The sequence below is a fragment of the Geodermatophilus amargosae genome (assembly GCF_900116515.1).
In the GTDB taxonomy this organism is placed as follows: domain Bacteria; phylum Actinomycetota; class Actinomycetes; order Mycobacteriales; family Geodermatophilaceae; genus Geodermatophilus; species Geodermatophilus amargosae.
This window is the reverse complement of the sequence record NZ_FPBA01000008.1, coordinates 134813-155559: the sequence shown is the minus strand read 5'-3', so window position 1 is coordinate 155559 and position 20747 is coordinate 134813. Positions and strand designations below refer to the sequence as shown.

24 protein-coding genes and 4 tRNA genes are annotated in these 20747 nt (G+C 74.9%); 22 read left to right on the top strand and 6 right to left on the bottom strand.

Features of this window, described 5'->3' with window-relative positions; genetic code table 11:
• Positions 1–122 precede the first annotated feature (122 nt).
• Positions 123–728, top strand: a complete 606-nt coding sequence (gene coaE / locus BM414_RS13215; protein WP_093579891.1) for a dephospho-CoA kinase — start codon at positions 123–125, stop codon at positions 726–728.
• Between the two features lie 71 nt (positions 729–799).
• Here coaE and BM414_RS13210 read toward each other — a convergent pair.
• From BM414_RS13210 to BM414_RS13195, 4 genes are all read right to left on the bottom strand, one after another.
• Positions 800–874, bottom strand: a tRNA-Val gene (locus BM414_RS13210).
• 50 nt (positions 875–924) lie between these two features.
• Positions 925–995 (bottom strand) — tRNA-Cys (locus BM414_RS13205).
• A 43-nt stretch (positions 996–1038) separates the two neighbouring features.
• A tRNA-Gly gene (locus tag BM414_RS13200) sits at positions 1039–1111 on the bottom strand.
• Between the two features lie 93 nt (positions 1112–1204).
• A complete protein-coding gene (locus tag BM414_RS13195; RefSeq protein WP_093579890.1) occupies positions 1205–1651 on the bottom strand; it encodes an SsgA family sporulation/cell division regulator in 447 nt (148 codons plus the stop codon).
• 215 nt (positions 1652–1866) lie between these two features.
• On the opposite strand from BM414_RS13195, the gene BM414_RS13190 reads away from it, so the two are divergent.
• The 4 genes from BM414_RS13190 (at position 1867) to BM414_RS13175 (ending at position 4002) form a co-directional block, all read left to right on the top strand.
• On the top strand, positions 1867–2517 hold the full coding sequence (locus BM414_RS13190; RefSeq protein ID WP_245784695.1) for a sigma-70 family RNA polymerase sigma factor: 651 nt from the start codon (positions 1867–1869) through the stop codon (positions 2515–2517).
• Positions 2514–3416, top strand: a complete 903-nt coding sequence (locus BM414_RS13185; RefSeq protein WP_093579888.1) for an anti-sigma factor — start codon at positions 2514–2516, stop codon at positions 3414–3416. The genes BM414_RS13190 and BM414_RS13185 overlap by 4 nt, the downstream gene beginning before the upstream one ends.
• Before the next feature lie 14 nt (positions 3417–3430).
• Positions 3431–3904, top strand: coding sequence for a TIGR02611 family protein (locus BM414_RS13180; RefSeq protein WP_245784694.1), 474 nt, complete (start codon positions 3431–3433; stop codon positions 3902–3904).
• A gap of 26 nt (positions 3905–3930) precedes the next feature.
• Positions 3931–4002 (top strand) — tRNA-Val (locus tag BM414_RS13175).
• On the opposite strand, the gene BM414_RS13170 is transcribed toward BM414_RS13175, so the two are convergent.
• On the bottom strand, positions 3962–4657 hold the full coding sequence (locus tag BM414_RS13170) for a dihydrofolate reductase family protein (RefSeq protein ID WP_245784700.1): 696 nt from the start codon (positions 4655–4657) through the stop codon (positions 3962–3964). The two genes, BM414_RS13175 and BM414_RS13170, sit on opposite strands and share 41 nt — an antisense overlap.
• 181 nt (positions 4658–4838) lie before the next feature.
• Positions 4839–5387 (bottom strand): dihydrofolate reductase family protein, encoded by a 549-nt coding sequence (locus BM414_RS13165; protein ID WP_093579887.1) that lies wholly within the window; start codon positions 5385–5387, stop codon positions 4839–4841.
• A 122-nt stretch (positions 5388–5509) separates the two neighbouring features.
• Between BM414_RS13165 and BM414_RS13160 the strand changes: the two genes are divergently transcribed.
• The 17 genes from BM414_RS13160 (at position 5510) to BM414_RS13080 (ending at position 20728) form a co-directional block, all read left to right on the top strand.
• On the top strand, positions 5510–5974 hold the full coding sequence (locus BM414_RS13160; RefSeq protein ID WP_093579886.1) for a hypothetical protein: 465 nt from the start codon (positions 5510–5512) through the stop codon (positions 5972–5974).
• Positions 5975–6024: 50 nt separating this feature from the next.
• On the top strand, positions 6025–6405 hold the full coding sequence (locus tag BM414_RS13155; RefSeq protein ID WP_175551578.1) for an HNH endonuclease: 381 nt from the start codon (positions 6025–6027) through the stop codon (positions 6403–6405).
• 97 nt (positions 6406–6502) lie between these two features.
• Positions 6503–7072: an MOSC N-terminal beta barrel domain-containing protein gene (locus BM414_RS13150; RefSeq protein ID WP_093579885.1), complete on the top strand. Its 570-nt coding sequence runs from the start codon at positions 6503–6505 to the stop codon at positions 7070–7072.
• 66 nt (positions 7073–7138) lie between these two features.
• Positions 7139–9196 carry a threonine--tRNA ligase gene (gene thrS / locus BM414_RS13145; protein WP_093579884.1) on the top strand — a complete coding sequence of 686 codons (2058 nt, stop codon included), beginning with the start codon at positions 7139–7141 and terminating at the stop codon, positions 9194–9196.
• Positions 9193–9774: an HIT family protein gene (locus tag BM414_RS13140; protein ID WP_175551577.1), complete on the top strand. Its 582-nt coding sequence runs from the start codon at positions 9193–9195 to the stop codon at positions 9772–9774. Before thrS ends, BM414_RS13140 begins: the two co-directional genes overlap by 4 nt.
• 2 nt (positions 9775–9776) lie before the next feature.
• Positions 9777–10409 (top strand): phosphatidylinositol phosphate synthase, encoded by a 633-nt coding sequence (pgsA, locus tag BM414_RS13135; protein WP_093579883.1) that lies wholly within the window; start codon positions 9777–9779, stop codon positions 10407–10409.
• Positions 10406–11341, top strand: a complete 936-nt coding sequence (locus tag BM414_RS13130; protein ID WP_093579882.1) for a phosphatidylinositol mannoside acyltransferase — start codon at positions 10406–10408, stop codon at positions 11339–11341. The genes pgsA and BM414_RS13130 overlap by 4 nt, the downstream gene beginning before the upstream one ends.
• Entirely contained in the window at positions 11341–12561 is a 1221-nt protein-coding gene (locus BM414_RS13125) for a glycosyltransferase family 4 protein (RefSeq protein ID WP_093579881.1), read from the top strand. The genes BM414_RS13130 and BM414_RS13125 overlap by 1 nt, the downstream gene beginning before the upstream one ends.
• Positions 12562–12572: 11 nt before the next feature.
• Positions 12573–13109 carry a LemA family protein gene (locus tag BM414_RS13120; RefSeq protein ID WP_093579880.1) on the top strand — a complete coding sequence of 179 codons (537 nt, stop codon included), beginning with the start codon at positions 12573–12575 and terminating at the stop codon, positions 13107–13109.
• Between the two features lie 107 nt (positions 13110–13216).
• Positions 13217–13969, top strand: a complete 753-nt coding sequence (locus tag BM414_RS13115; protein WP_093579879.1) for a YebC/PmpR family DNA-binding transcriptional regulator — start codon at positions 13217–13219, stop codon at positions 13967–13969.
• Between the two features lie 181 nt (positions 13970–14150).
• Positions 14151–14717 carry a crossover junction endodeoxyribonuclease RuvC gene (ruvC, locus tag BM414_RS13110; RefSeq protein ID WP_093579878.1) on the top strand — a complete coding sequence of 189 codons (567 nt, stop codon included), beginning with the start codon at positions 14151–14153 and terminating at the stop codon, positions 14715–14717.
• On the top strand, positions 14714–15352 hold the full coding sequence (gene ruvA / locus BM414_RS13105; RefSeq protein WP_093579877.1) for a Holliday junction branch migration protein RuvA: 639 nt from the start codon (positions 14714–14716) through the stop codon (positions 15350–15352). Before ruvC ends, ruvA begins: the two co-directional genes overlap by 4 nt.
• Positions 15349–16473 (top strand): Holliday junction branch migration DNA helicase RuvB, encoded by a 1125-nt coding sequence (gene ruvB, locus BM414_RS13100; RefSeq protein ID WP_093579876.1) that lies wholly within the window; start codon positions 15349–15351, stop codon positions 16471–16473. The genes ruvA and ruvB overlap by 4 nt, the downstream gene beginning before the upstream one ends.
• 173 nt (positions 16474–16646) lie before the next feature.
• Positions 16647–17012, top strand: coding sequence for a preprotein translocase subunit YajC (locus BM414_RS13095; RefSeq protein ID WP_093579875.1), 366 nt, complete (start codon positions 16647–16649; stop codon positions 17010–17012).
• Between the two features lie 10 nt (positions 17013–17022).
• Positions 17023–18747 carry a protein translocase subunit SecD gene (gene secD / locus BM414_RS13090; protein WP_093579874.1) on the top strand — a complete coding sequence of 575 codons (1725 nt, stop codon included), beginning with the start codon at positions 17023–17025 and terminating at the stop codon, positions 18745–18747.
• The gene (gene secF, locus BM414_RS13085) at positions 18744–20135 is read left to right on the top strand and encodes a protein translocase subunit SecF (RefSeq protein ID WP_245784693.1); all 1392 of its coding nucleotides are present in this window, start codon (positions 18744–18746) and stop codon (positions 20133–20135) included. Before secD ends, secF begins: the two co-directional genes overlap by 4 nt.
• Positions 20132–20728: an adenine phosphoribosyltransferase gene (locus BM414_RS13080; protein WP_093579873.1), complete on the top strand. Its 597-nt coding sequence runs from the start codon at positions 20132–20134 to the stop codon at positions 20726–20728. Before secF ends, BM414_RS13080 begins: the two co-directional genes overlap by 4 nt.
• The last annotated feature ends 19 nt before the right edge of the window (positions 20729–20747 follow it).

Here is a 20747-nt window from a genome sequence, read left to right as displayed (position 1 = left end):
TGGGGAACCGACGTGGCGGACGTTAAGAGGAGTGACTGGTGTGACTGGAGCGACGCGCCGCGCCGGGCGGGCAGGTGTTACCCGTCCGTGACCGCCGCCCGCGTGCTCGTTACCGTCCGTACGTGCTGCGCATCGGGTTGACCGGCGGGATCGGGTCGGGGAAGAGCACGGTGGCGGCGCTGCTGGCCGCCCGTGGGGCGCTCGTGGTGGACGCCGACCGGATCGCCCGTGAGGTCGTCGGACCCGGCACGCCGGGACTGGCCGCCGTCGTGGCGGCCTTCGGCCCCGGCGTGCTGACCGCCGAGGGGGCGCTGGACCGTCCGGCCCTGGCCTCGATCGTCTTCGCCGATCCCGAGGCACGGGCGCGGCTGGACGGCATCGTCCACCCGCTGGTGCGGGCGCGGGCGCAGGAGCTGATCGGCGCCGCCCCGGCCGACGCCGTCGTCGTCCAGGACGTGCCGCTGCTGGTGGAGACCGGCCAGGCGGGCGCCCACGACCTCGTGCTCGTCGTCGAGGCGGACCTGGAGACGCGGGTGGCCCGGCTGGGCCTGCGCGGCCTCTCCGAGCAGGACGCCCGCGCCCGCATCGCCGCGCAGGCCACCGACGCGCAGCGGCGGGCCGTGGCCGACGTCGTCCTCGACAACAGCGGCGCCCCTGAGGACCTGGCTGCGCAGGTGGAGCGGTTCTGGGACGAGCGCGTGGCGCCGGCCTTGGGGGAGCAGCGGTGAGCCCGTGGCCGGGGACGAGAGCCCCGGGATGACGAGAGCCCCGGACCGCGAGGGTCCGGGGCTCTGCTTGCTGGTGGGCGATACTGGGTTCGAACCAGTGACCTCTACCGTGTCAAGGTAGCGCTCTACCACTGAGCCAATCGCCCGAGTCCGGTCAGCAGACCGGCCCGCTCCACCGCGCTGGTGCGAGGAGGCGAGGTGGAGACGGGATTTGAACCCGTGTAGACGGCTTTGCAGGCCGTTGCCTCGCCTCTCGGCCACTCCACCGCACACACGGGCGCCGGTCTCGCGACCAGCGCCCGAGGTCCCGAGCGGACGACGGGATTCGAACCCGCGACCCTCACCTTGGCAAGGTGATGCTCTACCAACTGAGCCACGTCCGCGTTGCTGTGTTGCTGTCTCTCCGTGTCGCTGTCGTGCAGGGGAGACGATACCCGACCCCCGGGAGGGGTTTCACTGGGGGTCCTCCTGCGGGGTCAGCGCGCTCCGGGGTCGGTGCCGCCCGAGAGGAGTGCGGCCAGCTCGTCGTCGACGTCGAGCGCCGCGGTCTCCTGCCCCGAGGACACGAGCTCCTCGGTGCGCTGGAGGAAGGCGGCCACCGTGGCGCGGGACAGCTCGAACAGCGCCTCGCCGGAGGGCGCGCGCAGGTGCAGGTACAGCACGTCGCCGCTGGTGCGGGCCGGCCAGACCCGCACGTCGCCGTCGCCGGCCGGCTGCTCCAGACCGGCGGTCAGCAGCTCCCGGCCCAGGAGCCAGGTGATGCCGTCGTCGACCGGCTCCCCGACGTCGCCGAAGCCGATCCGCACCGCGAAGGGGTCGGACGCTGCGTAGGTGAGGACGGCGGGCACCTCGGTCCAGGAGGTGGGGCCGACCAGGTACAGCGTCGTCGGGACGGAGTACCCGGGGGAGGAGCGGTGTGCCATGTCGCCTCGATCCATGTTCCGTAGAACGACCGGAACGGCCGGATGTTGCGCCGACCGGTCTCCGGGCGTGTCGCCCGTGCGGGCAGGGGCCGCCGGAGGTCACCTTCTGGACCGGTCCGGAGGCCTCGCCGGGTCGGGGCAGGGACCTCCGCTGAGGGGCACTACCCGGCGTGGTGAACCATGATGCCTCCCCGCCACGAACGCGACATGTGACGATGGGAGCCGTGACGCGTCCGGCACGACGTCCGGAGGGCGACTCCGGCGACGCGGACCTGATCGTGCGCGTGCGCGCCGGGGACCGGGGTGCCGTCGACGACCTCTACGACCGGTTCCGCCGGCCCGCCTTCGCGCTGGCCCGCCGGATCCTGGCCGACGACACCCTCGCCGAGGACGTCGTGCAGGACGTCTTCCTCACCGTGTGGCGCGACCCGCACGCCTACGACGGCGCCCGCGGCAGCTTCTCCTCGTGGCTGATGGCGATGGTGCACCACAAGGCCGTCGACGCCGTCCGCCGTGAGGAGTCCCACCGCCGCCGCCAGGCCCGCGCGGAGGACGACCTCGTGCTCAGCGCGCCCACGAGCGCCCGCGACGTCGAGGACGACGCCTGGGCCCGCCTCGTCGCCGAGCGGGTGCGCTCCGCGCTGGGGACGCTGCCGGACGCCCAGCGGGAGGCGCTGACCCTCGCCTACTACGGCGGCTACACCCAGCGGGAGGTCGCCGCCCTGACCCGCGCGCCGCTGGGCACGGTCAAGACCCGCATGCTCGCCGGGATGCGCCGGCTCAAGGAGGAGCTCGGCGCGGTCGGCGGAGCCACCGCCGGCGGCGCGCTCAGCGGTCCCGCCGCGGTCGACGGAGGTGCCCGGTGAACCCGCGCCAGGACGACCACGGGCCCTACGACGAGCTCGCCGTCGGCTGGGCGCTGCACGCGCTCGAGCCGGAGGACGAGGCGCTGTTCGGCGCGCACCTGTCCAGCTGCCCCCGCTGCACCCGGACCGTCGCCGAGACCTCCGAGGTGATGTCGGCACTGGCCGGCGACCTCCCGCAGGCCGAGCCGAGCGAGGGGCTGCGCGACGGGCTGCGTGCCGCCGTCGAGCGGACCGAGCAGCTGCCGCCCCCGGCCGGCGTCGAGCTGCCCGCCGACACGACCGCCGCCCCGCCGCCGCCCGGGGCCACCGCGGCCCCCGGCGGACGGCGCCGCAGCGACGTCCCCGCGGCCACCGGCTTCCCTGGCTACGCCCCGCCGCAGGCCGGGGCGCCCGTCCCGGAGACGCGCACCGCGTGGCGCCGGGTGCTCCCCAACGCGCTGGTCGCCGCCGCCGTGGCCGCGATCCTGGCGCTGGGCACCTGGAACGTCGTGCTCAGCTCCGCCCGCGACGAGGCGCAGGCGGCCGCGATCGAGCAGCAGCGGGTCGTCGAGTCCCTGCTGCAGCCGGGCCGCGCGACCATCGCGCCCGTCTACCGCGACGGCGACGGCGAGCAGGTGGCCACCGTCGTCGCCCGGGAGGCGCAGCTGGAGGTCGTCACCCACGGGCTGCAGGTCAACGACAGCAGCGACAGCGTGTACGTGGTGTGGGGGATGGTCGGCGAGGCGCCCGTGGCGCTCGGCACCTTCGACGTCGTGTCCCCACAAACGGACCTCCGGACCGTAGGCTCCGCCTCGACCGGGCTGGACGGTTACGTGGGGTACGCGATCAGCATCGAGTCCGGTCGTCAGGCTCCGTCGGGTCCGACGGACGTGGTGGCGAGCGGGCAGGTGACCAGCTGAGCGAACAGGACACGGTGCCACCGCCCGCGCAGGCGCGGCGGGCACGACCGACCGCGGAGGAGCGGCGGGAGCAGTACGCGGTCGACGGCCACCACAGCCTGCGGGAGCGGGTCGCCGACACCGGCTGGCGCCGGTGGCTGGGCGCCCGCCGCTCGCTCGACCACGCTTACCGCGTCTGCGTGGGCATCGTCGGCGGGCTGATCGTCGCCTTCGGCCTGGTCACCATCCCGCTGCCCGGCCCCGGCTGGCTCACCGTCATCGCCGGCCTGTTCGTGCTCGCCACCGAGTTCACCTGGGCCGAGCGGCTGCTGGAGTACACCAAGCGCAACGTGAGGGCCTGGACGGAGTGGCTGGGCCGCCAGCCGGTGTGGGTGCGGCTGGGCATCGCCGCGCTGACGGCGGCCTTCGTCTACGGCGTCGTGGTGGTCGTGCTGCACGTGATGGGCGTGCCGGACTGGGTGCCGGGGTGGGTGCCGCTCTGGCGGTGACCGTCTGGCATCATGGAAGGCGCAGCGGGCGATTGGCTCAGTGGTAGAGCGCTTCGTTCACACCGAAGAGGTCACTGGTTCGAACCCAGTATCGCCCACTCGCGCGTAGGGCCAGGTGCACCCGGAGACGGGGGAGCCTGGCCCTTCGTCGTGTCGGCTCCCACCTCCGGAGGAGAGCGGCTCAGCGGGTCCGGTAGCGCGCGTGGATCGGTCCGCTGTCGAAGGCACGCTCCTCGACCAGCGCGAGATCGAGTCGAAGGCACGCTCCTCGACCAGCGCGAGATCGAGGCGCACGCCGTCGGGGAAGAACCGCTTGCCGCCGCCGACCACGCTCGTGGTGATGAAGAGGTGGTACTCGTCCACCAGGCCGGCCGCGATCGCCTGCGCGGCGAGGTCCGGGCCGTCGACGGTGAGGTCGTGGTCGGCTGCGGCCTTGAGCTCGCGGACCGCGTCCGGGTCGAAGGTCCGCTCGATCCTGGTCTTTGCGCTCGACACCGACTCCAGCGTCGTGGAGTAGACGATCTTCTCGGCGGCCTGCCGGTCGCGCGCGTACTGCAGGACGTGCGGCGGCGGGTCGGGCTCGGTGTGCGCCCTCTCCCAGTACACCATCGTCTCGTACATGCGTCGGCCGTAGAGGTACGTGCCGACGGAGTGGAAGAGGTCGTTGACGAAGGTGTGCACCTCCGGGTCGTCGGCCCCGGTGCCGAGGCCGCCCTCCGCTGCCTCGGCGTAGCCGTCGAGCGAGGTGACCATCGAGTAGATGAGCTCGGCCATGCGTCTCCTCCGGGTACGAGGGCGTCGGTCCCTCGGTGGTCCTGGAGGCTGTGACCTGCGCAGGACCCGGAACTCAGCGGCCGCCCGGCCGGCCGGTCGCCTCACCGCCCACGCACACGGGAGGCCCGGGCTCCCTGGGGCGCCCGGGCCTCCCGCCGTCTCAGGCCGCGGGGCCGTAGGTCAGGTGGGCCACGCCGTTGCTCAGCGACTCGACGCCGAGCAGGGCCAGCTTCGTCTGCGGCCGGCCCTCGGGGAACAACCGGATGCCCGAGCCGACGGCGACCGGGTAGACGTAGAGGTGCAGCTCGTCGACCAGGCCGTCATCGACCAGACCGCGGACCAGGGTGGCGCTGCCGCTGACGTAGAGGTCGTGGTCGGCCTTGAGTGCGCGGATCCTGTCGGCGTCGTAGCCGCCGAGGGCCGTCGAGTTCCGCCACACCCCCTCGGCGTCGGTCAGCGTCGAGGAGACGACGTACTTGGTCGTGTCGTTGAAGAACGGCGCGCCCGGGTCCTCCTCGGCGGTCCGCGTCGACCAGGCGGGGGCGAACATCTCGAAGGTGGTGCGCCCGAGCAGGATGCCCGTGGCCGGCGCGGTCAGGGCGCCGATGGACGTGGCCAGGTCGTCGGGGAAGCCGTAGTCCATCGTCCACATCGGGGCGTCGACGACGCCGTCGACGGTGGTGAACTCGTGCACCCGGATGACGCCCATGTCTGTTCTCCTCGCGAGGTCGGTCGGCCGCGGTCGGCCGGTCGGTCGGTCTCGTGGGGTTAGACACTGGCCGATCTCGTTACTCATCGGTGGCGGACTCGCCGGACTGCGACGATGCGCCGGTGACCCAGGAGCCGACCGACCTCCCCGACGGCGCGCGGTGGCCCGGGCCCGACCTGCACACGCTGAGGGCGGTCGTCGAGCTCGACCTCGCCCTCGACACGGACGTGGTGGTCGACGCCGCGCACGCCGTCGTCACCGACCTCGCCGACCGGGCGTTCGGGCACGGCTGGCAGCGGTGGTACGGCGAGGCGCTGGAGGCCGAGGGGGTCACCGACCTGCGCCGGGTGCTCGCCCACGACTCCGTCGCCGAGGCGGTCCTGGCGCGGCTGCGCGACCGGATGCGCGAGGACGACGAGACGCCGGACCCGCCGTCGGAGGAGTACGGCTGGTACGCGTACCCGCCGGGTGTCAGCGCCGGGCGCGTGCAGTGGCGCCGGGCGGTCCGCCGGCGGCGGGAGAGCGCGCGGACGGCCGCGGTGCTGCCGCGTCGGCGTCGGGTGGCCGGGCGGCGCCGCCGCGGGTGAGTGGCCGATCCCTCAGGCGCCGCGGCCCGGCCCGGCGCACCATGGAGGGGATGGCACTGGACAGGGCCGCCCGCCTGGACGCGGCCGTGGAACGCGACGGCCCCACCTGCATCTGGTGCGGCCGCGCCCTCACCGAGCAGGTCCCCGCCACCACCGAGCACGTCGTGCCGCGGGTCAAGGGCGGCCCGTCGTGGTTGGAGAACGAGGTGGCCGCCTGCGGTCGGTGCAACGGCGAGCGGGGGCACACCGCGCCGGTCGAGTGGCTGGAGGAGTGCCTGCGCCGCGGCTGGCCGGCCGACGAGGCGCGGCTGGCACGGGTCCTCGCCGACCTGGCCGCGGCGATCGCCGTCCGTGGCGGGCAGCGCAAGGCCCGGCCCTACCTGGAGTCCCAGCTCCGCCGGCTGCGCAGGCGCGGCGCCCTCGCCGCCTGATCCCGCCGCCTGATCCCGCCGCCTGATCCCGTCGCCTGACCTCGTTGCCTGATCTGGCTGCCTGACCCTGCCGCCCGGCCGGCCGTAGCGTGACGGCGTGGGCACCGTCGTCGGCATCTCGGTCTACCCCGTGCGCGGCTGCGCGGGGACGGTCCTGCCCCGGGCCGACGTCGGCCCGGCCGGGCTGGCCGGGGACCGGGCGTGGGCCGTCGTCGCGGAGGCCTCGGGCGAGGTCGTGCGCGGGAAGCACGCGCCCGCGCTGGCCGGCGTCGCGGTGACCGGCGACCCGGCCGCCGACGCCGCCGCGGTCGCCGCCGTGCTGGGGGAGCCGGTGCGGCTCGAGCCGCTGGCCGGGCGTCCCGACGGCGCTGCCGCTGTGCACCTGGTCTCCCGCCAGGCGCTGGACCGGGCGGCCGCGGGGATCGTCCCGGCCGGCTGCGGCGCCGAGGACCCGCGAGCCAACCTCCTCCTCGACCTGCTCGCCGACGACGAGCGCTCGTGGGTCGGCCGGCGGCTGCGCGTGGGCTCGGCGGTGCTCGAGGTCACCCGGCTGCCGAAGCACTGCCTGGGCGTCTACGCCGAGGTGGTCGAGCCCGGGACGGTCGCCGTCGGGGACGAGGTCGTCCCGTGGAGTCGGGTGCCCGGACGGGAGGAGGGCGCTCGTTAGGCTGAGCGGTGCGCGTCCGCCCCGCCGGACGCCGTCCCGAGCACCTCGCGACCCCCAGGAGACCCCGTGTCCGCCGCGCCCCGTCCCGCCGCAACCACCCTCGTCCGGGTGCCGGCCGGGACGACGGCCGAGCAGGCGCTCAAGGACGCCGGGGTCGCGCTCAAGGGCCCCGACGGTGCGGTCGTCGTCCGGGACGCGGCCACCGGCGAACTGCGCGACCTGGCCTGGACCCCCGGCGCCGACGTCGAGGTCGAGCCCGTGCCGGCCGCCAGCCCCGAGGGCCGCGCGGTCATCCGCCACTCGACCGCGCACGTGCTCGCCCAGGCCGTGCAGGACCTGTTCCCGGGCACCCGCCTGGGCATCGGCCCGCCGGTCGAGAACGGCTTCTACTACGACTTCGACCCCGAGAAGCCGTTCACCCCGGAGGACCTGCAGGCGCTGGAGAAGCGCATGCAGCAGATCGTCAAGGCCGGCCAGCGCTTCTCCCGCCGGGAGATCAGCGACGACGACGCCCGCGCCGAGCTGGCGCACGAGCCGTACAAGCTCGAACTGATCGGTCTCAAGGGCGGCGCGGACGACACCGAGGGTGCCGACGTCGAGGTGGGCGGCGCGCAGCTGACCATGTACGACAACCTCGACCCGCGCACCGGCGAGCGCGTGTGGACCGACCTGTGCCGCGGACCGCACCTGCCGCGCACCAGCGGCATCCCGGCGTTCAGCCTGACCCGCTCGGCGGCGGCCTACTGGCGGGGCAGCGAGAAGAACCCGCAGCTGCAGCGGGTGTACGGCACCGCGTGGGAGAGCCGCGAGGCGCACAAGGGCCACCTGGAGCAGGTGGCCGAGGCCGAGCGGCGCGACCACCGCCGGCTGGGCGCGGAGCTGGACCTGTTCAGCTTCCCCGACGAGATCGGCTCGGGGCTGGCGGTGTTCCACCCGAAGGGCGGCGTCGTCCGGCGGGAGCTGGAGGCCTACAGCCGGCAGCGGCACGAGGAGGGCGGGTACTCCTTCGTCAACACCCCACACATCACCAAGGGCCGCCTCTTCGAGATCTCCGGGCACCTCGACTGGTACGCCGAGGGCATGTACCCGCCCATGCAGCTCGACGAGGAGCGCGACGCCGACGGGACCGTGCGCCGGCAGGGGCAGGACTACTACCTCAAGCCGATGAACTGCCCGATGCACAACCTGGTGTTCGGGTCCCGCGGCCGGTCCTACCGGGAGCTGCCCCTGCGGCTGTTCGAGTTCGGCACGGTCTACCGGTACGAGAAGTCCGGCGTGGTCCACGGGCTGACCCGCGCGCGCGGCTTCACCCAGGACGACGCGCACATCTACTGCACCCCGGACCAGATGGCCGGGGAGCTGCGCGGCCTGCTCGACTTCGTGCTCGGCCTGCTCGCCGACTACGGCCTGAGCGACTTCCACCTGGAGCTCTCGACCCGCAACCCGGAGAAGTCCGTGGGCTCCGACGAGAGCTGGGAGGTGGCCACCGAGGCGCTGCGCCGGGCCGCGCTCGACTCCGGCCTCGAGCTCGTGCCCGACCCGGGCGGCGCGGCGTTCTACGGCCCGAAGGTCTCGGTGCAGGCCCGCGACGCGATCGGCCGCAGCTGGCAGATGTCGACCATCCAGGTCGACTTCAACCTGCCCGAGCGCTTCGGCCTGGAGTACACCGCCGCCGACGGCTCCCGGCAGCAGCCGGTCATGCTGCACCGCGCGCTGTTCGGCTCGATCGAGCGCTTCTTCGCCGTCCTCACCGAGCACTACGCCGGCGCGTTCCCCGCGTGGCTGGCCCCGGTGCAGGTGGTCGGCATCCCGGTCACCGACGACCAGGTCGGCTACCTCACCGACGTCGCCCTGCAGCTTCGGGCCCGCGGCATCCGGGTCGAGGTCGACGACTCCGACGACCGCATGCAGAAGAAGATCCGCAACGCCAGCAAGCAGAAGGTGCCCTTCGTGCTCATCGCCGGGGCCACCGATGCCGAGGCCCGTGCGGTCTCCTTCCGCTACCGCGACGGCAGCCAGCGCAACGGCGTGCCCGTCGCCGAGGCCGTCGACGCCGTCGTCGCCTGGGTGGCGGCGCGGCACAACGCCGACCCCACCGCGGAGACCCCGCTGGAGCGGCCGTGACCGTCGGCCCGGACGGGTTCACCGTCCCCGTCTCCAGCGACGACGGCGGCCCGGCCACTGTCTTCGAGCACCTGTGGACGCCCTACCGGATGGCCTACATCCGCGGCTCGGGCAAGCCGACCGGCGAGCACGACTGCCCGTTCTGCCTCATCCCGGCGATGCCGGACGAGGACGGGCTGGTGGTGGCGCGAGGGGAGGACGTCTTCGCGGTGCTGAACCTCTACCCCTACAACGCCGGGCACCTCATGGTGGTCCCGTACCGGCACGTGCCCGACTACACCGACCTGACCGACGACGAGGTCGCCGAGTTGGGCGCGTTCACGCAGACGGCGATGCGGGTGGTGCGGCAGGTGACCGGAGCGCACGGCTTCAACATCGGCATGAACCAGGGCTCGGTGGCCGGTGCCGGCATCGCCGACCACCTCCACCAGCACGCGGTGCCGCGCTGGGGCGGCGACACCAACTTCATGCCGGTCATCGGCCTGACCCGGGTGCTGCCGCAGGTGCTCGCCGAGACCCGCGCGCTGCTGTCCGCGGCCTGGCCGGACGCCGTCCGGCCGCGACCGGCGGGGGACTGACCGTGCTGGGGTCGGGCGCCCGGGCGGCCGTCGGCCGGTTCTGGGCGCCGGTGGTGTCCCGGCTGGCCCGCGCCGGGGTGACGCCGGACGCGATCACCGTCACCGGGACGGTCGGCGCGATCACCGCGTCCGTGGTGCTCATCGCCCACGGCGTCCTCTTCTGGGGCGCGTTCGCCGTCACGGTCTTCGTGCTGCTCGACATGCTCGACGGCGCCCTGGCGCGGGCCCGCGGCGGCGGCTCGGCGTTCGGCGCGGTGCTCGACTCGACGTGTGACCGCGCCGTCGACGCCGCCGTCTTCGGGGCCCTGATCTGGTGGTACACCGGCGCCGGCGGCGACCGGCTGCTCGCGCTGCTGGCCCTCGTCGGCCTGGTCCTCGGCGTGCTGACCAGCTACATCAAGGCCCGCGCCGAGGGCGTCGGGATCCCCTGCGACGTCGGGCTGGTCGAGCGCACCGAGCGGCTGATCCTGGTGCTCACCGGGACCGGCCTCACCGGCCTCGGCCTGCCCCACGCCGTCGACGTGGGGCTGTGGCTGCTGGTGGTGGGCGGTGCGGTGACCGTCGCCCAGCGCGTGGTCGCCGTGCGCCGCGGCGCCCAGGGCAAGTCGCTGACGCCGTCGGCCCCCGCCTCGTGAGCGGTCTCCGTGCCCGGGCGGCCGCCCGGCTCACCGACCTCGGCTACGCAGCGGGCTGGCAGGCGGTCCAGCGGCTGCCCGAGCCGGTGGCCCGCGGCGCGTTCGACGCCGCCGGCCGGTACGCCGCCGGCCGCGCGGGCCGCGGCGCCCGGCAGCTGAAGGCCAACCTGCGGGTGGCCACCGGTGGGAAGCTGGCCGAGGACGAGCTCGACGAGCTCACCACCCGGGCGCTGCGCTCCTACGCCCGGTACTGGCAGGAGGCCTTCCGGCTGCCGCGGCTGCCCCGCGAGCGGATCGTGGCCGACACGGTCCACTCCGGGGTCGAGCACTTCGAGCGGGCCCGGGACTCCGGCCGCGGCCTCATCGCCGCCCTGCCGCACAGCGGCAACTGGGACGCCGCGGGCGTGTGGCTCGTCGACTGGCTCGGCGGGCCGTTCACGACCGTCGCCGAGCGCCTGGAGCCCGAGTCGCTCTTCCGGCGGTTCCTGGAGTACCGGGAGTCCCTCGGCATCCGGGTGCTCCCGCTGACCGGGGGAGAGCGGCCCAGCTCCGCCGTGCTGCGCGAGTGGCTGACCGGCGGGGGCTTCAGCTGCCTGGTCGTCGACCGCGACCTCGGGCCCGGCGGGGTCCCCGTCGACCTCTTCGGCCGGCCGACGACGATGCCCGCCGGCCCCGCGCTGCTGGCCGCCCAGACCGGCGCCGCCCTGCACCCGGCGATCTGCCGCTTCACCGACCGCGGCTGGGAGTTCGCCATCCGGCCCGAGGTGCGGGTCGACGGCCCCGGCCGGCTGCGCGACCGGGTCGCCGCGGGCATGCAGGGCGTCGCCGACTCGTTCACCGCCGACCTCGCCGTCCGCCCCGAGGACTGGCACGTGCTCGGCCGGATCTGGGCGGACGTGCCGCCGGACCCGCCGGCGGGGGAGCGCCGCTGATGCGCATCGGGCTGGTGTGTCCCTACCAGTGGGACGTCCCCGGGGGCGTCCAGTACCACGTGCGCGACCTCGCCGAGACGCTGCGCGGGCTGGGCCACCACGTCGAGGTGCTCACCCCCGCCGAGCACGAGGAGTCGCTCACCGACCCCTGGATCACCTTCGCCGGGCGGACCGTGCCGATCCCCTACAACGGCTCGATGGCCAGCGTGCAGTTCGGGCCGGTCTCCGCCGCCCGGGTGCGCCGCTGGCTGCGGGAGGGGCACTTCGACGTCGTCCACGTGCACGACCCGGCGCCGCCGTCCATCGGCCTGCTGGTCTGCATGATCGCCACCGGGCCGATCGTGGCCACCTTCCACGCCGCCAGCGTGCGGTCGAAGTGGCTGGCCGCCTGGGGTCCGGTCGTGCGGCCGTGGCTGGAGAAGATCTCCGGCCGGATCGCCGTCTCCGACTTCGCCCGCCGCCTGCAGGTCGAGCACCTCGGCGGCGACGCCGTGATCATCCCCAACGGCGTGCACGTGGGCGTCTTCGCCGACGGGCCGGCCCTGCCGGGTGCCGCGCGTGGCGTCGACGGGCCGACCATCGGGTTCCTCGGCCGCTACGACGAGCCGCGCAAGGGCCTGCCGGTGCTGCTGGCGGCGATGCGCACCGTCGTGCGCGAGCACCCCGGCGCCCGGCTGCTGGTGGCCGGCCGCGGCGACGCCGACGCGCTGCGCGAGGCGGTGGGGGAGGACGTGCGCGCGCACGTGGCGCTCCTCGGGGAGGTCTCCGAGGCCGACAAGGCCGCCTTCCTGCGCTCGGTGGACGTCTACTGCGCGCCCAACCTGCTCGGTGAGTCCTTCGGGGTGGTCCTCATCGAGGCGATGGCCGCCGGTGCGCCGATCGTGGCCAGCGACCTCGACGCCTTCGCCCGGGTCCTCGCCGACGGCGCGGCGGGGGTGCTCGTCCGCCGCGGCGACAGCGCGGCGCTCGCTCGCGCGCTGTCGGACCTGCTCGCCGACCCCGCCCGCCGGGAGGCGCTGTCGGCAGCGGGCCGGGAGGCGGCGGCCGCCTACGACTGGCAGGTGGTCGCCCGCCGGGTCCTCGCCGTCTACGAGACCGTCGTGCTGCCCGGCGCCGGCGCGGTGACCGCCACCGACGACGAGGCGTGGACACGGGTGGCCGAGGTGACCGCTCCTACTGGCGGGGTGTTGCCCTCCCTGCTGAGGCGGGTCCGGCGCTAGCGTGACCGGTCGTGACGCCCGACGCCTGGCTGCTCGCCGTGGGCGTGGTCGTGCTCCTGCTGGCCGTCTGGACGGCCTGGACGCTCACCCGGCTCCGCCGCCTCGAGGCCCGCGTGGCCCGGGCGCGGGCGGTGCTCGACGACCGGCTCCTGCAGCGCGCCGCACTGGCCGAGGACCTCGCGTCGGGCTACAGCGCCGCCCTCGGTGAGGACCGTGCGAGCCGGCTGAAGACCGCCGCGTACGAGGCCCGCGAGACGCCGGCCGGTGACCGGGAACTGGCGGAGAACGCCCTCGGCCGGGAACTGCGCGCGCTGCCGCCCGAGGTGCACGGGATCCCGCGGGCGCTGCTGGCCGACCTGGCCGAGGCCGAGGCCCGCATCGGACTGGCGCGCCGCTTCTACAACGACGCCGTCCGCGACACCGCGCTGCTGCGCACGCGGCGGCTGCCCCGGCTGCTGCGGCTGCACGCCGACCGCCCGCTGCCGCGCTTCTTCGACGTCGAGGACGGCCTGGACGCGATCACCACCGGCGCCGGCGCCCGCGGCTGAGCGGGTCGGCGTCCCCCGCCGCTCGGACGGGGCCCTCGCCCCCGCCGGTAGGATCGACCGGTGCGTCCGGGTGCCGGTGCCGGGCGCCGGGACGAGGGAGGACAGCCGTGAGCGGCCATTCCAAGTGGGCGACCACCAAGCACAAGAAGGCCGCGATCGACGCCAAGCGCGGCAAGCTGTTCGCCAAGCTGATCAAGAACATCGAGGTCGCGGCGCGCACCGGCGGCGCTGACCCGGCGGGCAACCCGACGCTCTACGACGCCATCCAGAAGGCGAAGAAGTCCTCGGTCCCCAACGACAACATCGACCGCGCGGTCAAGCGCGGCTCCGGCGCCGAGGCCGGCGGCGTCGAGTACCTGAACATCACGTACGAGGGCTACGCGGCCGGTGGCGTCGCGGTGCTCATCGAGTGCCTGACCGACAACAAGAACCGGTCGGCCTCCGAGGTGCGCACCGCGATGACCCGTAACGGCGGCTCGATGGCCGACCCGGGCTCGGTGTCCTACCTGTTCACCCGCAAGGGCGTCATCGTCGTGCCGCAGGCCGGCGGCGTCGACGAGGACACCGTGCTGATGGCGGTCCTCGACGCCGGCGCCGAGGAGGTCCGCGACCTCGGCGACACCTTCGAGGTCGTCTGCGAGCCCGGTGACCTGGTCGCCGTCCGCACCGCGCTGCAGGACGCCGGCATCGACTACGACTCGGCCGAGGCCGGCTTCGTGCCCAGCGTCACCGTCGAGCTCGACGAGGAGGGCGCCGGCAAGGTGTTCCGCCTCATCGACGCCCTCGAGGACTGCGACGACGTGCAGAACGTCTACGCCAACTACGACGTCCCCGACGAGGTCATGGCCAACGTCGGGTAGGTGGCCGCCGAGCCTTCCCCCGGGGCGTCCGGCCGGACGCCCCGGGTCCTCCCGAACGCTCCCGACGGCGCCCCGGACTCCGGTCGCAGCCCGCGTGCTGCCGCGTGTTGCGTCCCGGTGCCGTCGTCGGGGACGGTTACGGTGACCGTCGAACACGCGTTCGGTGAGAGGGGGAGCGGGCATGCGGGTGCTCGGCATCGACCCGGGGCTGACCCGGTGCGGCTGGGGTGTGGTCGACGGCCGTCCCGGCGCGCGCCCGGCCGCCGTGGGCGTCGGCGTGATCCGCAGCTCCGCGGAGCTGGACCTCGAGCTGCGGCTGCTGGAGCTGCACACCCAGGTCACCGCGCTGCTGCGTGAGCACCGGCCCGACGTCGTGGCCATCGAGCGGGTGTTCACCCAGAACAACAAGGGCACCGCCACCGGCACCGCGCAGGCCGCCGGGGTCGCCGCGCTGGCGGCGGCGCAGGCCGACCGCCCGGTCGCCTGGCACACGCCCAGCGAGGTCAAGGCGGCCATCTCCGGCAACGGCCGGGCGGACAAGGAGCAGGTCACCCTCATGGTCACCCGGGTGCTGGGCCTGGCGTCGGCCCCCAAGCCGGCCGACGCCGCCGACGCCCTGGCGCTGGCGGTCTGCCACGTGTGGCGCGGCCCGGCGCAGCAGCGGCTGGAGGTCGCCGCGATCGCCGGCGGCATCGGCGCACCGGTCGTGCAGCGCACCCTGCCGCGCTGGCAGGGGGTGTCCCGGTGATCGCCTCGGTCAGCGGCCGGGTCGCCGCCGTCTCTCCCGACGGCGCGGTGGTCGAGGTCGGCGGGATCGGCCTGGCGGTGCAGTGCACCCCGGGCACCATCGCCCGGCTCACCGTGGGGGACGACGCCCGCCTGGCCACCAGCCTGGTCGTGCGCGAGGACTCCCTCACCCTCTACGGCTTCGCCGACGACGACGAGCGGCAGCTGTTCGAGCTGCTGCAGACCGCCAACGGCGTCGGCCCCCGGCTGGCGCAGGCGGTGCTGGCCATCCACCCGCCGCGGGAGGTCCGGCGCGCGGTCTCGATGGCCGACGTCAAGGCGCTGATGCAGGTCCCGGGCATCGGCAAGAAGGGCGCCGAGCGGCTGATCCTCGAGCTGCGCGACCGGCTGGGCGCCACCACCACCGACACGCAGCTCGACGGCCCGCCGGTCGCCGGCGCCGCGCCGATCACCGCCGTGGCGCCCTGGCGCGACCAGCTGTCCTCGGCACTGGTCGGGCTCGGCTGGTCCACCCGCGAGGCCGACACCGCGCTCACCGCGCTGGCACCGGTCGCCGACGAGCAGCTCGCAGGCACCGGCCGGGTCGACGTCGCGTCGCTGCTGCGGCAGGCCCTCCAGCTGCTGGGCCGGTCGTGAGCGCGCCGTTCGACCGGTCGCTGACCGGCGAGCTGGAGTCCGGGATCAGCCGCGACTTCGCCGTCTCGCCGCAGGCCGGCGACGAGGAGCGGGTCGTCGAGTCGGCGCTGCGGCCGCACTCGCTGCACGACTTCATCGGCCAGCCCAAGGTGGCCCGCCAGCTCGCGCTGGTGCTCGAGGGCGCCAAGCGCCGGGGCCGGCCGCCGGACCACGTGCTCCTGTCCGGCCCGCCCGGGCTGGGCAAGACCAGCCTCGCGCTCATCATCGGGTCCGAGCTCGGCACCGCGGTGAAGATCACCAGCGGCCCGGCCATCGAGCGCTCCGGCGACCTCGCGGCGATGCTGTCCAACCTCGGCCCCGGCGACGTGCTGTTCATCGACGAGATCCACCGCATCGCCCGGCCGGCCGAGGAACTGCTGTACATGGCGATGGAGGACTTCCGCGTCGACGTCGTCGTCGGCAAGGGGCCCGGCGCCACGGCCATCCCGCTGGAGATCAACCCGTTCACCCTCGTCGGGGCGACCACCCGGGCCGGGCTGCTCACCGGGCCGCTGCGCGACCGGTTCGGCTTCGTCGGGCAGATGGAGTTCTACGAGCCCGCCGAGCTGCAGCAGGTGCTCGCGCGCAGCGCCGCGCTGCTCGGGGTCGAGCTCACCGACGACGGCTCGGCGGAGATCGCCGGCCGCTCGCGGGGGACGCCGCGCATCGCCAACCGGCTGCTGCGCCGGGTCCGCGACTACGCCGAGGTCGAGGCCGACGGTCGGGTGACCCGCGCCGTCGCCCAGGCCGCGCTGGCCCTCTACGACGTCGACGACCTGGGCCTGGACCGCCTGGACCGCGCGGTGCTCGAGGCGCTGGTCATGCGCTTCTCCGGCGGGCCGGTCGGCGTCTCCACGCTGGCGGTGGCGGTGGGGGAGGAGTCGACCACCGTCGAGGAGGTGTGCGAGCCGTTCCTCGTGCGCGCCGGGCTGCTCGCCCGCACCCCGCGCGGGCGGGTGGCCACCGAGGCGGCCTGGCTGCACCTCGGCCACCCGGTGCCGCGCGGCGGGATCCCCCTCGGTGGTGTCACAGCCGTCCCGCGTGACCCGGGGGCGTCGTCGGAACCGCTCTTCGACGCCTAGACTCATCGCCGCTGGCGCGCAACTCGGCCCATCCCAGGGCCGACCGGTCCCGGCCGCGCGATCCCGTGTCGGCGTGGGCCGGTGCCCGCGCGCCACGACCGACGTACCCGAGCGGTCCCGACCCGGGCCGCACCGACCGCGTGCAGCCTGCGCGGTAGAGAGGCACTCCCGTCGTGGAACTGTTCCCCCTGCTCCTGCTCGCGCTGGCGTTCGTGGCACTCATCGTGCTGCCGGCGCGGGCGCGCAAGCGCCAGCAGACCCAGACGCAGTCGGCGCTGGCGATCGGCGTGCCGGTCACCATGGCCGGCGGCGTGTACGGCACCGTGGCCGGCCTCGCCGACCCGGCCACCATCCAGGTCGAGATCGCGCCCGGCGTCGTCGTGACCTACGCGCGGCAGGCGGTGATCCAGGTGCGCCCGGCAGCCGGCGAGGTGCCCGGCCCGCTCGTGAACGGGGAGACCGTGGTCGACCCCACCGTGGACGAGCCCTCCGCCCGGGACGACCGTCCCGGTGACGGCCCGTCCGGCAAGACCCTCTGACGGAGGACCCGTGGCCAACCGCGCCCTGCCCGCCCGCCGTTACTTCGGCGCGCTGGTCCTGATCATCGCCGCCCTGTACGGCCTGATCTTCTCCACCGGCTCCGACCGCACCCCCCAGCTCGGCCTGGACCTGCGCGGCGGGACGACGGTCACGCTCACCGCCCGCACCCCCGACGGGCAGGCGCCGGCGCCCGAGGACCTCGAGCTGGCCCGCCAGATCATCGAGCAGCGGGTCAACGGCCTGGGCGTCGCCGAGGCCGAGGTGGTCACCGAGGGCGACGCCAACATCGTCATCTCGGTGCCCGGCGACGACGGCGAGCAGGCCCGCGAGCTGGGCCAGACCGCGCAGCTGCGGTTCCGTCCCGTGGTGACCGGTCCCGAGGCCGCCGCGCCCGCGGAGTCCACCGACAGCGCGTCGCCGAGCGACCCCGCGACGGCCACCGACGGCGCGACCCCCACCGACCCCGCCGCCCCCACCGACCCCGCCGCCCCCACGGACGCGGCGACCCCCACCGACGGCGCGACCCCCACCGACGCCGCGACCCCCACCGACGCCGCGACGGCCACCGACGCCGCGACCCCCAGCGACGGCGCGGTGAGCGACCCGGCGCTGGACACCGACCGCCCGGCGGTGACGCAGGAGGAGGCCGCCGCGCAGTACGCGACGCTGACCTGCGACGCCACGGACACCACGAGCGAGGTCGCCCGTCCCGACGACTTCGTCGCCGCCTGCAGCGAGGACGGCTTGTCCAAGTACCTGCTCGGCCCGACGATCATCGAGGGCACCGACATCGCCGACGCCAGCGCCGGCACGCAGCAGACCACCGGCGAGTGGGTCGTGCTGCTGGACTTCAACTCCGAGGGCCGCAACACCTGGGCGCAGTACACCGCCGCCAACGTCGGCAGCAACGTCGCCTTCACCCTCGACGGCCGGGTGGTCTCCGCGCCCACCATCCAGGGCGCCATCAACGGCCAGACGACCATCACCGGCTCGTTCGACCAGGCCAGCGCCGAGGAGCTGGCCAACCAGCTGCGCTACGGCGCCCTGCCGCTGACCTTCCAGCAGGCGACCGCGCAGTCGATCTCCACCGAGCTCGGCGCCGAGCAGCTGGAGGCCGGCCTCATCGCCGGCGCCATCGGCATCGCGCTGGTGTTCGTGTACGCGCTGGTCTACTACCGGCTGCTCGGCCTGGTGATGATCGTCAGCCTGCTGCTGTCGGCGGTCGTGGTCTACGCCAGCCTGGTGCTGCTGGGCCGGGAGATCGGCTTCACGCTGAGCCTCGCCGGCATCGCCGGGTTCATCGTGTCCATCGGCATCACGGCGGACTCGTTCGTCGTCTACTTCGAACGGCTCAAGGACGAGATCCGCGAGGGCCGGACCCTGCGCTCGGCGGTGCCGCGCGCCTGGGTCCGCGCCCGCCGCACGATCCTGTCGGCCGATGCGGTCAGCTTTCTCGCCGCGGCGATCCTGTACTGGCTGGCCATCGGTGACGTGAAGGGCTTCGCGTTCACCCTCGGCCTGTCCACGGTCCTCGACCTGGTCGTCGTCTTCCTCTTCACCCACCCGCTGATGGCCGTGCTCGCCCGGTTCCGCACCTTCGGCACCAGCCGGTTCTCCGGCCTGGGCCAGGTCGACCGCTCCCGGCGCTCGGCCGCGCCGTCCGTGCGCGCCGAGCGCGAGCTGGTCGGCGCCGGGTCGGGCGCCCGCGCGTCGCAGGACAGGAGCCAGGCATGAGCGACCGCCGCAACGACACCGAGCACGAGACCGAGACCCCGGTGCCGGTGGGCACCGAGGCCGACGAGGCGCGCGCCATCGACGCCGACGCCGACGCTGCCGACGACGCGGCCGAGGCCGCCGACGACGCCGCGCTCGCCGACGCGGGCCTGCCGGCCGAGGGCGGCTCCCGCGGCCGGCCGAAGCGGGCCTCGCTGGCGCACCGCCTCTACAACGGCGAGGCCGGGCTCGACGTCGTCGGCCGGAGCAGGCTCATCTACAAGGTCACCGCGGTGGTCGTGCTGCTCTGCATCGCCTCGATGGTCTTCCGCGGCTTTAACTTCGGCATCGACTTCGCCGGCGGCAACAGCTTCCGGCTGCCGGGCACCACCGAGCAGCTCGAGCAGGTGCGCCAGGCCGCCACCGACGCCGGCGCGGACGTCGCCTCCGCCCAGGTGGTCGGCGGGGGCGAGATCCTGCTGCGCACCGGCGGGCTGGACAACGACGGCGAGCGGGCCGTCGTCGACGCGGTCGCCACGGCCGCCGGCGTCGACACCGACCAGGTCAGCCCCGAGTCGGTGAGCGCCGAGTGGGGCCAGGACATCACCGACCAGGCGCTGATCGCGCTGGTGGTCTTCCTGGTCGCCGTCGTGCTGTTCCTCGCCATCCGGTTCCAGCCGAAGATGGCCATCGGGGCCATCGCGGCGCTGATCCACGACCTCGTGGTCACCGCCGGCGTCTACTCGCTGATCGGCTTCGAGGTCACGCCGTCAACGGTCATCGGCCTGCTGACCATCCTCGGCTTCTCGCTGTACGACACCGTCGTCGTCTTCGACAAGGTCGACGAGAACACCCGCGGCCTGTCCTCGGGCGCCCGGATGACCTGGGGCGAGGCGGCCAACCTGGCGGTCAACCAGACCCTCATGCGCTCGATCAACACCTCGGTCATCGCGCTGCTGCCGGTGGCCGGGCTGCTGTTCGTCGGTGCCGGCCTGCTCGGCGTGGGCACGCTCAAGGACCTCGCGCTGGTGCTGTTCGTCGGGCTGGCGGCGGGCGCGTACTCGTCGATCTTCCTGGCCACCCCGATCGTCGCCGACCTCAAGGAGCGCGAGCCCGAGCAGCAGGCACTGCGCCGCCGGGTGCTCGCCCGGCGGTCGGCCGCCGCCCGCCAGGGCACCCGCGCCGCGGCCGGCCCGGTCGCCAGCGCCCGCCGCGCCCGCGGCGCCGCCCGCGGCGGGGTGGCCCTCGCCGAGCGGGACGCCGGGTCGCTCGGTCCCGCGCGCGCCGACGTCGTCGTGGAGTCACCGGCCACGGTCGGCCCCGACGCGGGCCGCCCGCACGGCGCCACGGCCGCCCCGCGCCCGGGCGTCCGCCCGCAGCGGCCCGGTGGGGGGAAGAGGCGCCGGTGAGCACGGCCGAGGCGCTGCCACCCCTCGACGAGGTCATCGCCGGCCTGGCCGTCGACGTCCCGGACTTCCCGGAGCCCGGCGTCGTCTTCCGCGACCTGACGCCGGTGTTCGCCGACGGCCCGGCCTTCCGCCGGATGGTGGAGGGGCTGGCCGCGCCGTCCTTCGTCGACCCGCGGGCGGCGGCGGTCGCGCACACCGACGACGGCCCGTCCGGCGACCCCGGCTTCGACGTCGTCGTCGGCGTGGAGGCCCGCGGCTTCCTGCTGGCCGCCGCGGTCGCGCTGCACACCGGCGTGGGCGTCGTCCCGGTCCGCAAGGCCGGCAAGCTGCCGCGCGCGCGGATCGCGGCGGACTACGCGCTGGAGTACGGCACCGCCACCATCGAGATGCACACCGACTCGCTGCGCCCCGGTCAGCGGGTGCTCCTGGTCGACGACGTCCTCGCCACCGGCGGGACGCTGGCGGCCGCGGTGGCCCTGGTCGAGCAGCTCGGCGGGGTGGTGACGGCCGTGTCGGTGGTGATCGAGCTGGCTGCCCTCGGCGGGCGCCAGCGGGTCGCCCCGCACGCCGTGCACACCCTCTGGACCACCTGAGGGGGAGCTCTCCCGCCCG

What these genes read in the sequence shown, in the direction of transcription:
- BM414_RS13195 (WP_093579890.1), bottom strand. Translation starts at nt 1,651, where the DNA reads ATGGCACACCGCTCCTCCCCCGGGTACTCCGTCCCGACGACGCTGTAC.
- BM414_RS13190 (WP_245784695.1), top strand. Translation starts at nt 1,867, where the DNA reads ATGGGAGCCGTGACGCGTCCGGCACGACGTCCGGAGGGCGACTCCGGC.
- BM414_RS13170 (WP_245784700.1), bottom strand. Translation starts at nt 4,657, where the DNA reads ATGGTCACCTCGCTCGACGGCTACGCCGAGGCAGCGGAGGGCGGCCTC.
- BM414_RS13165 (WP_093579887.1), bottom strand. Translation starts at nt 5,387, where the DNA reads ATGGGCGTCATCCGGGTGCACGAGTTCACCACCGTCGACGGCGTCGTC.
- BM414_RS13155 (WP_175551578.1), top strand. Translation starts at nt 6,025, where the DNA reads ATGGCACTGGACAGGGCCGCCCGCCTGGACGCGGCCGTGGAACGCGAC.
- BM414_RS13125 (WP_093579881.1), top strand. Translation starts at nt 11,341, where the DNA reads ATGCGCATCGGGCTGGTGTGTCCCTACCAGTGGGACGTCCCCGGGGGC.
- ruvC (WP_093579878.1), top strand. Translation starts at nt 14,151, where the DNA reads ATGCGGGTGCTCGGCATCGACCCGGGGCTGACCCGGTGCGGCTGGGGT.
- secF (WP_245784693.1), top strand. Translation starts at nt 18,744, where the DNA reads ATGAGCGACCGCCGCAACGACACCGAGCACGAGACCGAGACCCCGGTG.